The organism is Gordonia liuliyuniae, assembly GCF_021738805.1.
In the GTDB taxonomy this organism is placed as follows: Bacteria; Actinomycetota; Actinomycetes; order Mycobacteriales; family Mycobacteriaceae; genus Gordonia; species Gordonia liuliyuniae.
Genome location: NZ_JAKKOR010000006.1, coordinates 140,831 through 153,326 on the forward strand (window position 1 = coordinate 140,831; position 12,496 = coordinate 153,326).

The 12,496-nt window shown below is 66.8% G+C and carries 9 protein-coding genes; 4 read left to right on the forward strand and 5 right to left on the reverse strand.

Annotation, left to right across the window (positions count from 1 at the left end):
- The first annotated feature begins 90 nt into the window (after positions 1 to 90).
- Together L5G33_RS08665 and L5G33_RS08670 are read left to right on the forward strand one after the other, a co-directional pair.
- Positions 91 to 1,479 carry a 3' terminal RNA ribose 2'-O-methyltransferase Hen1 gene (locus L5G33_RS08665; RefSeq protein ID WP_236997771.1) on the forward strand — a complete coding sequence of 463 codons (1,389 nt, stop codon included), beginning with the start codon at positions 91 to 93 and terminating at the stop codon, positions 1,477 to 1,479.
- Positions 1,472 to 3,985 (forward strand): polynucleotide kinase-phosphatase, encoded by a 2,514-nt coding sequence (locus L5G33_RS08670; protein WP_236997772.1) that lies wholly within the window; start codon positions 1,472 to 1,474, stop codon positions 3,983 to 3,985. Before L5G33_RS08665 ends, L5G33_RS08670 begins: the two co-directional genes overlap by 8 nt.
- A 97-nt stretch (positions 3,986 to 4,082) precedes the next feature.
- Here L5G33_RS08670 and L5G33_RS08675 read toward each other — a convergent pair whose 3' ends face one another.
- Genes L5G33_RS08675 through purB form a run of 3 tightly spaced genes read right to left on the reverse strand, consistent with a single transcriptional unit; the run spans position 4,083 to position 8,579 of the window.
- Positions 4,083 to 6,209 carry a S9 family peptidase gene (locus tag L5G33_RS08675; protein WP_236997773.1) on the reverse strand — a complete coding sequence of 709 codons (2,127 nt, stop codon included), beginning with the start codon at positions 6,207 to 6,209 and terminating at the stop codon, positions 4,083 to 4,085.
- Positions 6,209 to 7,099 carry a phosphoribosylaminoimidazolesuccinocarboxamide synthase gene (locus tag L5G33_RS08680; protein ID WP_236997774.1) on the reverse strand — a complete coding sequence of 297 codons (891 nt, stop codon included), beginning with the start codon at positions 7,097 to 7,099 and terminating at the stop codon, positions 6,209 to 6,211. The genes L5G33_RS08675 and L5G33_RS08680 overlap by 1 nt, the downstream gene beginning before the upstream one ends.
- A 52-nt stretch (positions 7,100 to 7,151) precedes the next feature.
- Positions 7,152 to 8,579, reverse strand: coding sequence for an adenylosuccinate lyase (gene purB / locus L5G33_RS08685; RefSeq protein ID WP_236997775.1), 1,428 nt, complete (start codon positions 8,577 to 8,579; stop codon positions 7,152 to 7,154).
- A 148-nt stretch (positions 8,580 to 8,727) separates the two neighbouring features.
- Between purB and L5G33_RS19535 the strand changes: the two genes are divergently transcribed.
- Positions 8,728 to 8,847 (forward strand): DUF8730 family Cys-rich protein, encoded by a 120-nt coding sequence (locus L5G33_RS19535; RefSeq protein WP_504877688.1) that lies wholly within the window; start codon positions 8,728 to 8,730, stop codon positions 8,845 to 8,847.
- A 42-nt stretch (positions 8,848 to 8,889) separates the two neighbouring features.
- Positions 8,890 to 9,867 carry an alpha/beta hydrolase gene (locus L5G33_RS08690; protein WP_236997776.1) on the forward strand — a complete coding sequence of 326 codons (978 nt, stop codon included), beginning with the start codon at positions 8,890 to 8,892 and terminating at the stop codon, positions 9,865 to 9,867.
- 117 nt (positions 9,868 to 9,984) lie between these two features.
- Here the strand turns inward: L5G33_RS08690 and purD are convergent, their stop codons facing one another.
- Both purD and L5G33_RS08700 read right to left on the reverse strand, forming a co-directional pair.
- Entirely contained in the window at positions 9,985 to 11,238 is a 1,254-nt protein-coding gene (gene purD / locus L5G33_RS08695; RefSeq protein ID WP_236997777.1) for a phosphoribosylamine--glycine ligase, read from the reverse strand.
- Between the two features lie 3 nt (positions 11,239 to 11,241).
- On the reverse strand, positions 11,242 to 12,453 hold the full coding sequence (locus tag L5G33_RS08700) for a low temperature requirement protein A (RefSeq protein ID WP_236997778.1): 1,212 nt from the start codon (positions 12,451 to 12,453) through the stop codon (positions 11,242 to 11,244).
- Positions 12,454 to 12,496 lie beyond the last annotated feature (43 nt).

A 12,496-nucleotide genomic window follows, 5' to 3' on the forward strand; every position in this document is an offset into this window, starting at 1 on the left:
GCATCCACCGACTGTGCCCCGCTGTGACTAGCAGCGGGGCACAGTCGTCTGTGCGAGCGAAATCGCCTGGACGTCCGGTGCTTCCGATGTTTGACTGATCGGGTGCTGCTGACCGTCTCGACCACTCACCTACCGGCAACCGACCTCGGCTACCTGCTGCACAAGCATCCCGATCGAGTCCAGGAGTTCGCCGAGCCGACCGGGACTGCGACGGTCTTCTACCCGGAGGCGACACCGCAGCGGTGCACGGCGGCACTCATGCTCGAGGTCGATCCGATAGCGCTCGCCCGCTCGCGAGGAAAGCGGTCACCGGACTTCGCTCTCGGCCAGTACGTGAACGATCGCCCGTACGCGGCGTCGTCACTGTTGGCGGTGGCTCTCGGCAAGATCTTCAGCACCGCCCGCACCGGACGCTGCGACTCCCGCCAGGAGCTCGCAGACTCGGCGATCGACCTCGAGATCACCATCCGCGCGATGGGCTGCCGAGACGGCCGCACATTCATCGATCGGCTCTTCACTCCCCTCGGCTGGCAGGTCGATGCCACACCGATTCCGCTGGACGATGCGTTTCCCGAGTGGGGAGACTCCCGGTACTTCGACGTGACGCTCCGCGGTGAGCTGCGACTGGCCGACGCCCTCAACCAGCTGTATGTGCTGCTTCCGGTATTCGACTCGGCTAAGCACTACTGGCAGACCACGGCGGAGGTGGACAAGCTCATCTCGGCCGGCGGCGACTGGCTCCAGACTCACCCCGACCGGGACACGATCGTCGACCGCTATCTGGCGCGCACGGGCGGCCTCGATGCGGTCGCTCGTGCGCGGCTCGCCGAACTCGACGACGTCGACGCGACCATCCGGGACGACGATGCAGCGCCGCGGAATCCGACGTTGAACGTTCGACGCCACGAAGCCGTGCTCGCCGAGATCGAGAACCTGCGTCCGACGTCGGTGATCGACCTCGGGTGCGGTTCGGGCCAGTTCCTGTCGAAGGTGGTTCGCAGCACCGGCATCGGACGCATCGCAGGATGCGACGTCTCGACTCGTGAGCTCCGCCGAGCAGCGGACCGACTCCACGTCGACGAGTTGACCGAGCACCAGTCGGCGCGACTGGAGTTGTTCCAGTCGGCGCTCACCTACCTCGATCCGCGGATCGAGGGGTTCGACGTGGCCGTCCTCATGGAGGTAATCGAACACCTGGACACCGCACGTCTGGAGGCACTCGAGCACGTCGTGTTCGCTCAAGCGCGCCCCGACACCGTGCTCGTGACGACACCGAACAGCGAATACAACGTGCTGTACCCCGCCCTCGTCGGCATGCGGCACCCCGATCACCGGTTCGAGTGGACGCGTACGGAGTTCGCGTCGTGGGCAGACCGAGTCGCGGACTACCACGGCTACCGGACACGTTTCGTCGGAGTCGGGGACACCGACGAAACGTACGGCTCGCCGACGCAGATGGCGGTGTTCACTCGTGGCTGACACATTTCAGATCGGTGTTCCGGAGAAAGGGCTCGTCCTTCTCGTCGGGACGTCCGGCGCAGGCAAGTCGACGTTCGCACGACGGTTGTTCGGACCGACACAGGTCGTGTCGAGCGACACCTGCCGTGCGATGGTCGCCGACGACGAGAACGACCTCGCGGCGACCCCGGACGCTTTCGATCTTCTGCACCACCTCGTCGGCATCCGACTGCGACGGGGACTGCTGACCGTCGTCGACGCGACGAACGTTCAGCGGACCGCGCGCGCATCGTTTATCAAGGTCGCCAAGGACAACGACGTCCTCGTCGATGCCGTGGTCCTCGACGTGCCACAAGAGATCGCAGTCGAGCGCACCCTGGCTCGGGACGACCGCGACTTCGGCGCAGCGGTGATCCGGCGTCAGCATGCGGACCTGCAGCGGTCGTTGAAGAAGCTGCGCAAAGAGGGATTCCGGAAGGTTCATCACCTGCGCGGCGTGGATGCGATCGACGCGGCGACGGTGCGCACCGAGCGTTCGTGGAGCGACCGGACCGATCTGACCGGGCCGTTCGACGTGATCGGCGACGTCCACGGCTGCGCCGGTGAACTCCGGACGCTGCTCGTGGACCTCGGCTACACGATCGCCTATGACGATGCCAGGCGGGCGATCAACGCAACCCACCCCGATGGCCGCACGGCTGTCTTCGTCGGCGATCTCGTCGACCGAGGCCCCGACACCCCCGGTGTGGTCGCGCTGGTGATGGGGATGGTGGAGGCGGGCAACGCACTGTGTGTGGCAGGCAATCACGACGACAAGCTGGCGCGTGCGCTCCGCGGACGGCAGGTGACCGTATCGCATGGGCTCGCCGAGTCGTTGGCTCAGTTCGACGCACTGGGCGACACTGAGTTCCGGTCCCGTGCACAGACATTCCTTGAGAAGCTGATCAGTCACTATGTGCTGGACAGCGGGCGACTGGTGGTGGCGCACGCCGGATTGGCGCAGGCCTACCACGGCCGTTCGTCGGCCCGCGTTCGCGCATTCGCGCTCTACGGCGACACCACCGGTGAGACCGACGAGTTCGGGCTGCCGGTGCGGTATCCGTGGGCCGACGAGTACCGCGGTTCGGCCGTCGTCGTCTACGGGCACACTCCGACGCCGACTCCGGAGTGGATCAACGACACCATCTGCATCGACACCGGCGTCGTCTTCGGCGGATCATTGACGGCCCTGCGCTATCCGGAGCGCGAACTGGTCTCGGTGCCCGCCGACCGGGAATGGTATGCGCCGACGCGCCCGCTCGCACCGGTGGAGCCCGCGCGCGACCCCTCGGTGCTGCGGCTCGACGACGTCGCAGGCACCCAGTGGATCGACAGCCCGCATGCCGGGAAGATCAAGATCCCCGAGGAGAACGCGGCGGCGGCGCTCGAGGTGATGAGCCGGTTCGCCGTCGATCCCCGCTGGCTTGCCTACCTGCCGCCGACGATGTCGCCTGCGTCGACATCGACGGTCGACGGTTTCCTGGAGCATCCCGAGAAGGCGTTCGACGACTACCTCGGGTGGGGTGTCGATCGGGTGATCTGCGAAGAGAAGCACATGGGGTCGCGGGCTGTCGCCGTCCTCGCCACGGACAGCGACGTCGCCCGACGCCGCTTCGGCGTCTCCGACGGGTCGTCCGGTGCGATCTACACGAGGACCGGTCGACCGTTCTTCACCGAGTCGACGGATCTCGTGGACCGGCTGAGGACTGCGATGTCCCCACTGTTCACCGCCTTGGACACCGATTGGCTGGTCGTCGACTGCGAACTGCTGCCCTGGTCGGCGAAGGCCTTGCCGCTCATCACCGCGCAGTACGCGTCGGTCGGTGCGGCGGCGAGGGCGACGCTGCCTGCCGCGCACGCCGCGCTCGCGCAGGCAGCCGACCGTGGGCTCGACGTCGCCGCGCTGTCTGCGCGCACCTCTCGGCGGTTCGACCACGCCCGCGCCTTCCGCGACGCGTACGCCGCATACTGCGAACCGGGAGAGTCGCAGGCGGTGCGGGTGGCACCGTTCGCGATCCTCGCCGCAGAGGGGCGACTGCTCGCGACGTCGCAGTCGCACGAATGGCAGATGGCGACGCTCGGTGCGCTCGACGACCCGTTGTTGACGCGGACTCGGCACCGAAGCGTCGACCTGACGTCGACGGACGAGCGCGCCGCGGCCACCCGGTGGTGGCTCGACCTGACCGCTGCGGGCGGCGAAGGCATGGTCGTCAAACCGGCCGACGTCGTATCGCCTCGGATCCAGCCGGGTCTCAAGGTTCGCGGACGCGAGTATCTCCGCATCATCTACGGTCCGGACTACACCGATTCACTCGACACCCTTCGATCACGCAGCCTCGGGCGCAAACGGTCGATGGCGACTCGAGAACACGGCCTCGGTCTCGATGCGCTCGCCGCTCTCGTCGACCGCAAACCCCTGTGGGAGATACATCGGAGCGTCTTCGCCGTCCTCGCCCTCGAGTCCGAACCGGTGGATCCACGGTTGTGAGGACAGCGGGCTAGACAGACAACTCCGCCGATCTGTGCCGCTATGCGGTCCAGAACGGCGGAGTTGTCTGGGCTGGTCGGCCTCGGTTGGACGATCCTCAGACAGTCACGGCACCGGACTCGCGGAGGATCCAGGCGAGTTCGTAGGCCGTCTCCTCCCACTGCTTGTACCGGCCGCTGACACCGCCGTGCCCCGCGGACATCTCGGTCTTGAGTAGGACGGGGTGGCCCGACGTGGTCGACTCTTGGAGCCTCGCAACCCATTTGGCTGCCTCGGTGAAGAGCACGCGGGTGTCGTTGAGGGAAGCGAGCGCCAGGATCGCCGGGTAGTCGCGCGGGGCGACGTTCTCGTACGGCGAGTACGACTTCATGTACTCGTACACGTCGGCGTCGTGGTACGGGTCGCCCCACTCGTCCCATTCGGTGACGGTCAACGGCAGGCTCGGATCGAGCATCGATGTCAGCGCATCGACGAACGGGACCGCCGCGAGGACACCTCGGAACAGTTCAGGCGCCATGTTTGCGACCGCGCCCATCAGGAGTCCGCCCGCCGAGCCACCGTCGGCGATCAACTGCTGCGGCGACGTACGGCCCGAATCGATCAGGTGCCGCGCGACCGCGATGTAGTCGGTGAACGTGTTGCGCTTGCGCATGAGCCGACCGTCCTCGTACCACGGTCGACCGAGCTCACCGCCGCCGCGGATATGCGCGTACGCCATGACGACGCCACGGTCCAGCAGCGACAACCGGGACACAGCGAAACCGGGATCGATCGGCGTCTCGTACGCGCCGTAGCCGACCAGCAGCACCGGGGCCGGACCGTCGGCGAGGTCCCGCCGTCGCACCAGGGACACCGGGACGCGAGTCCCGTCGTCGGCCGTCGCCCAATCGCGGGTCGCCACATAATCGGACGGGTCGTAGTCGCCGAGGACGGTCTGGCGCCGAAGCAGGATCCGCTCCCCCGTCGCGACGTCGAGATCGAGGGCTTCCACCGGGTCCACGAAGCTCGTGTAGACGATCCGCAGCCGGGGCGTGCCCCACTCGGGATTCGAGCCCAGTCCCGGCGAACACAAGTCTTGATCGAACGTCACTTCGACGAAGTCGTCGACAGTCGGAACACCCACTACCGCACGCAGATCGGCGACGGCGAGCTTCGGCAGGGCGTCGGACCGATACGACAGCACCAGGTAGTCGCGGAAGCTGTCGACGTCCTCGATGCGACGAACCGGATCGTGCGGAATGAACGGTCGACGCGCCGCGATGTCGTCGACGGGAGCGATGTCCACCGCATAGTTGACGGCTTTGACGCCGTCGACCTCACCGTTGTGCACGATCAGGAAGTAGTCGTCGCCGTCGATGTGTGCGTGGTCGACTCCGTACTCGGTACCCGGTGTCCGGCCCGCGACGGAGACGAACTCACCGGTCGGGTCGTCGGCGGCCAGCACGAACATCTCCGACGTCAGCTTCGAGTCGGCGCCGATCAACAGATACTCGTCACTCGGCGTCGATCCGACACCCACCCAGAAGTGCTCGTCGGGCTCGTGGAACACCTTCACGTCGTCGGCGCCCGCGCCGACCTCATGCCGCCACACCGTGTCGGGACGCCATGCGTCGTCGACCGTCAGATAGAAGACGAACCGGCCGTCCTTCGACCAGGTGGCGCCGCCCGCGGTGTCGCGGACCTCGCCCGGCAGATCCTTCCCGGTCCCCAGGTCGCGGAACCGCAGCGTGTACCGCTCATCGCCGTCGGTGTCGACGCTGTACGCGAGCCGAGTGCCGTCGTGGGACACCGACAGCGCGCCCATGCTGAAGAACTCGGTGCCCGCCGCTTCGTCGTTGGCGTCGAAGAAGACTTCCTCACCGGGCAGGTCGGCGTCGACCGACACTTCTGGGGGCGTCCAGTCATCGTCACCGCGGATCGGGCACCGGCAGTATGTGGCGTAACTCTGCCCTTCAGTGGTGCGCGCGAAGTACCAGTAGCCTTCGCTGCGCGTGGGCAACCCCATGTCGGTCTCTTTGGTTCGCGCTTTGATCTCGCCGAAGATCGTCGCCCGCAGGTCTGCGAGGTCCGCGGTCTGCTCCTCGGTGTACGCGTTCTGACCTTCGAGGTACGCGATCACCTCGGGGTCGGACTTGTCGCGCAGCCACTCGTACTGATCGGCGAACACGTCCCCGTGGTGGATCCGCTCGGAGTGGACCTTCTTCGCCACTGGCGCGGCCGGCATCAGAGTCGGTCCGCCCAGTCGGCGAAAGACAGTTGCGAAATGCGTTCGTAGGCTTCGATGTAGCGCTGTCGGGTCCGCTCGACGATGTCCGCAGGCAGCGCGGGCGGCTGCTGCTCCGACGCCTTGTCCCACCCCGAACCGTCTCCGGTGAGCCAGTTGCGGACGATCTGCTTGTCGAAGCTCGGCTGCACCTGTCCGGGCGTGTACGCCTGCGCGTCCCAATACCTGGACGAGTCGGGTGTCAGCACCTCGTCGGCGAGGACGAGTGACCCGTCGGCCGCCTGTCCGAACTCGAACTTGGTGTCAGCCAGAATGATTCCGCGGTCAGCGGCCAGATCCGAACCCCGCCGGTAGATGTCGAGTGTCGCGTGCCGCAAAGCTTGCGCCAGGTCATCGCCGACGGTGGCTGCGACCTGTTCGAACGAGACGTTCTCGTCGTGGTCACCGACCGCGGCTTTGGTGGCTGGCGTGAAGATCGGCTCCGGCAGCTTGTCCGACTCGCCGAGCCCGTCGGGCAGAGGCACCCCGCACACTGAGCCGGTCGCCCGGTAGTCGACGAGCCCGGACCCCGTCAGGTAGCCGCGTGCGACGCACTCGACGGGAACCATCGGGAGCTTCTCGACGACCATCGAGCGTCCCACGAGGTCCGCGGGGATCCGCTCGTCGTCTGGGCCGCCCGCGAGATGGTTCGGCACGCCGAGCGCATCGAACCAGAAGAAGCTGGCCGCGGTGAGGATCCGCCCCTTGTCCGGGATCGGCGTCGACAGGACGAAGTCGTACGCCGAGATCCGGTCGGAGGTGACCAGCAACAGCGTCTGTTCGTCGATCTCGTAGATGTCGCGGACCTTGCCGGACGCGATGTGTCGGTAGGACTCGAGTGCTGGACGCATGGGGTGAGTGAACCTTAGGGTCGGAGACGTCGTGACAGGATCGGCGCGGGCGCTACAGGATCGGCGCGGGCGTATAGGCGGCGGCGTCGGGGTGGGCGTCCATCCATTTCTGTGCTTGTTCGACGACCGACGCGACCTGTGCCTCGGCCGCCCCGGTGAACGCCGACTTGTCGGCGATCAGGTCGTCGAGCTGTGCCCGGTCGAGCGGAATGCGGCTGTCGGCGGCGAGCCGGTCGAGGAGATCCGGTTCGCGGCCCTCTTCACGCATCGCGAGGGCGACGGAGACGGCGTTCTCCTTGATGGCCTCGTGCGCCGTCTCGCGTCCGACGCCTGCGCGCACCGATGCCATCAACACCTTGGTGGTGGCGAGGAACGGCAGGTAGCGGTCGAGTTCGTTAGCGATGACGGCCGGATAGGCGCCGAATTCGGCGAGGACCGTCAGGAACGTCTCCATGAGTCCGTCGATCGCGAAGAAGGCGTCGGGCAGCGCGACACGTCGCACCACCGAGCAGAACACGTCGCCCTCGTTCCACTGGGCTCCGGCGAGTTCGCCGGTCATCGACGCATAGCCGCGAAGAATGACGGCGAGGCCGTTGACCCGCTCACAGCTGCGGGTGTTCATCTTGTGCGGCATCGCCGAACTGCCGACCTGGCCGGGCTGGAAGCCTTCGGTGACGAGTTCGTGACCCGCCATCAAACGGATCGTGGTGGCCAGGGACGACGGTCCGGCCGCGACCTGCACGAGCGCGGAGACGACGTCGTAGTCGAGGGAGCGTGGGTACACCTGGCCGACGGAGGTCAGACCGGTCGCGAAGCCGAGGTGCTGCGCGACCTTGCCTTCGAGCTCGTCGAGCTTGCTCGCGTCGCCGTCGAGTAGGTCGAGCATGTCCTGGCTGGTACCCATGGGGCCTTTGATGCCGCGGAGCGGGTAGCGCGCGATCAGTTCATCGACACGGGTCAGGGCGATCATCAGTTCGTCCGACGCGGACGCGAAACGCTTCCCGAGGGTCGTCGACTGGGCTGCCACGTTGTGGCTACGACCCGCCATGACGACGCTCGCATACTGGGCCGCACGATCGGTGACGCGGGCAAGTACGGCGACGCCGTGTGCGCGCACGTGCTGCAGGGACAACAGGACCTGCAGTTGCTCGACGTTCTCGGTGAGATCCCGGCTCGTCATGCCCTTGTGGATCTGTTCATGCCCAGCGAGTGCGTTGAACTCTTCGATTCGAGCCTTCACGTCGTGGCGGGTGACCCGCTCACGGTCGGCGATCGACTCGAGGTCGATCTGGTCGACGACCCGCTCGTAGTCGACGATGGCGTCGGCAGGGACGTCGATCCCGAGGGCGCGCTGCGCTTTCATCACGGCGATCCAGAGTTGACGCTCCAACGCGATCTTGTGCTGCGGCGACCAGATCTGTGCCAGGTCGGCAGACGCGTATCGATTGGCAAGGACATTGCTGATAGCAGGTTTACCCACGTTGTGCAGTCTAGTGGTGTCCAGTGCACCTGCCGAATCCCTACCCTTCTGCGGAACCCTTCTGGGGAACCCCTTCTGGGGATCGAGCCCTTCTGCCGAGTCGGAGTCGGGATCGATCGCATGCGCGGCGCCCCGTATCCTCGAGCTCATGTGTTATCCCGTCACGTGCAAGGCCTGCGGCAAGATCACCTGGGACGGTTGCGGCGCCCATGTCGACGAAGTCATGTCTCCGGTACCGCAAGACCAGCGCTGCACCTGCCCTCGCTGACAGGTCGGATTACGGCCGCCGTCCCGGTAGAATTCGCGGGCGATGGCCGACGACCGTTCCACTCCCGTTGAAACGACACCTCACCTCAGCGAGTTCTCGAGTTCGCTGACGTCCGGTGGCGCACTTCCGCGTGCGATCTCACGGCGCGGGCTCCTCGCAGGCGGCGCCGGTCTGGCGGTGCTCGGGCTGGGGGCCTGTGCGTCGAACGACCCGCTGACCCCGCACGGCGCGGCACACGTCGGCGCCGACGACGAACTGGCGATCGAGACGACGCCCGCGACGATCCCGAACGATCCGCCGGTCGTCACAGGTGAGTTCGTGTCGGCGAAAATGGCCGGACGGCCCACGCGCTGGGCGGTGGCCCGCCCGCGCGGCGTGACCGGCGAACTGCCGGTCGTGGTCGTCGCGCACGCCCTCAACACCAACGAGAAGACGATCTTCAGTCACGGTCTGAACATTCAGGGCTTCGTCCAACAACACGTCGACGCCGGGAACCCGCCGTTCGCGGTCGCCTGCGCCGACGTCGGCAACAACTACTTCCACCTGCGGACCGACGGTGCCGACGGCGCGGCGATGATCATCGACGAGTTCGTTCCAATGCTGGAACAGAGTCCCGAGCTCGATCTTCGCACCGACAAGATCGGCCTGTTCGGCTGGTCGATGGGCGGATACGGCGCGCTGCGGATCGGCGCGATCCTCGGGCCGCAGCGCGTCGCCGCGATCGCCGTCAGTTCACCTGCGATGTGGGCCGATCCCGCACAGTTCCCACCGCGCGCGTTCGACTCGTACGCCGACTACCGTGCGAACTCGATGTTCGGGCAGCAGCATGTGTTCGCGAACATCCCATTGATGATCAGTGTCGGGACATCGGACCAGTTCTACATGTACACGCGGCAGTGGACAGCTGACTTGCACCCACCCGCGGCATTCGCGACGTCGCCGGGCGGCCACACCAACCGTTACTGGCGGTCGGCGCTCCCCGATCAGATCGCGTTCCTCGGTCGCTCGCTGGCCGCCTGAGACGCGGCATCGTGGTGTCGCGGCTGGCCGTCGGGCTAGAAGAACTTCGGCACTTTCTTTCGGCCTGACGCCGAAAGAAAGTGCCGAAGTGCGTCGTACTCAACCCGGCACTCAGTGTTAAAGCTTGATCCGACCGTCTTCGGCCGCTTTGCCGATGTCGGTGCGGAAGTGCGAACCGTCGAGGGTCACTTCGGACAGGCGGGCGTAGGCCTGGGCGCGCGCCTGCGCGAGGTCGGCGCCGCGGCCGACGACGGACAGCACACGTCCCCCCGAGGAGACGATGTCGCCGGAATCATCGATCTTGGTGCCCGCGTGCAGGACGCCTACAGTGCCGGCCCCGCTGATCGCGTCGCCGGTGCGCGGGCTGCCCGGATAGTTCTTGGCGGCGAGCACCACGACGACGGCGCTGCCGTCGTACCAGCGCAGCGCGGGGAGATCGGCGAGCGTGCCGTTCGCGACGGCGCCGAGGACCTCGCCGAGCGGGGACTCGAGTAGGTCGAGAACGGCCTGCGTCTCGGGATCGCCGAAGCGACAGTTGAATTCGACGACGGACGGGCCGTCCGGTCCGATGGCCAGGCCGGCGTACAGCAGACCGGAGAAGCCGACGCCTCGCTCGACCATCTCGGCGGCGACGGGACGGACCACCTCGTCGACGATGCGATCGACCATGCCGTCGGGCAGCCACGGCAGCGGCGTGTAGGCACCCATGCCGCCCGTATTGGGGCCCTCGTCACCGTCGCCGACACGCTTGTGGTCCTGTGCCGGCAGCAGCGGGACGACTGTCTCGCCGTCGACGAGACAGAACAGGGAGACTTCGGGCCCGTCGAGGAAGCTCTCGAGAAGCACCGGGTGTCCGTTCTCGATGACGTCGACGGCGTGGGCACGAGCGGTAGCCCGATCGGGGGTGACCACGACGCCCTTACCCGCTGCCAACCCGTCGTCCTTGACGACCCACGTCGGCCCGAAACGATCGAGGGCCGCGTCGACGTCGGCGACCGCCGTGACGCTCTCCGCGCGCGCAGTGTTGACACCCGCCGCGGCCATCACATCCTTGGCGAACGCCTTGGACCCTTCGATCTGCGCGGCCTCCGCGCTTGGGCCGAACACTGCGATGCCCGCGGCGCGGAGCGCGTCGGCGACACCATGCACCAGCGGTACCTCGGGTCCGACGACGACGAGGTCGGCGCCGATCTCTCGAGCGAGCGCGACTACTGCGTCACCGGAGTTCGCATCGACCGCGTGGTTGGTCGCAATCGCTGCGGTGCCTGCGTTGCCGGGTGCAGCGTGAAGCTCCGTCACCGACGGGTCCCGACCGAGTCCGAGGAGAAGGGCGTGTTCGCGGCCGCCCGAGCCGATCACCAGTGCGCGCACGCATCACAGCGTAGCGGGTTCGAACCTCTCGCTAAATTCGATGATGAGGACGGGCAGGACGGGTGCGAGAGCGCCGACGACGACAGTCACCAGGAGTGGCACCCCGACCGCGACCAGCACGAGTCCGACGACGATCGGAATCAGAGCGGTGACGATCAGAATCAGTTCCATGCCGGACGGGCCGACGAGGTAGTAGTGGGCGACGATTACACCGATGGTGAAGACCGCCAACGGGATGGCGACGGCGGCCATCACCATGAGCGAAGAGTCATGAGTCTCGCCTTCGATCCACTTGGCGATCAAATCCATGCCCGCGCCGACTGCCGCACACGCCATGAAGATGGGGACCATCCCGTAGCCCCACGGGAAGCAGCGGTCGCGGCGGTCCGCGAGCGCCTGGCCGTTGGGCATCGCCGTGTACAGCCACCACATCGCGAAGGTGACACCGAGCGCGGTCGCACCGAGCACGACGGTCTGCAGGGTCCAGCCGGTGCGACCGATCTGCGCCTGGAGCACGGCGACCGTGCCGACGACGCCCTCACCGAGGGTGATCACGATCAGCGTCGAGTACCGCTCGGTGATGTGGAAGGGATTCCACGGCGTGGCCGTCAGCCTCGTCTCCGCGATGTACGGGCCGAGGAACTCGATGACGATGCAGATCACGATCGCGACCAGGGTCATCCGCAACCCCATCGGGGCGAGGGCGACGATCGTCCACCCGATCTGGGCGACGACGCACGCCACCGCGTACGTCAGGCACGTCTGCCTGCATCGCGCCGACTCTCGAGCGGCGCGCAACCACTGCGGCACGAGGCCGAGCCGCATCACCATGTAACCGAAGACTATGACCTTGACGTCGACGTGGGCATCGGCGTCGATCGACGAGAACACCGGTGGCACCCCGACCGCCATCACCGAGACGCCGATCATCTGGACGAGGACGGCCAGGCGGAACCACGGATCGTCGGTGTCGAACGCCGACGCGAACCAGGCGAAGTTGATCCACGCCCAGATCGCGGCGAAGGCGACGAGGAGATAGCCGATGACCGCGACGAAAACCTCGCCTTCGGCTAGGTAGTCGGCGAGTTGGACGCCGGCCACCGAGAACAGGACGACGAAGATCAGGTCGTAGAAGACTTCCAGGCCGCTCCCCGCCCGTTCGCCCTCGTCTGGGTCGCGCCCGACCATCCGCTGCAACTGAGTTCGTTTTGGCACGCCGTCACACTAGACTGCGTCCCGTGGATCGGGCGTGCAACAG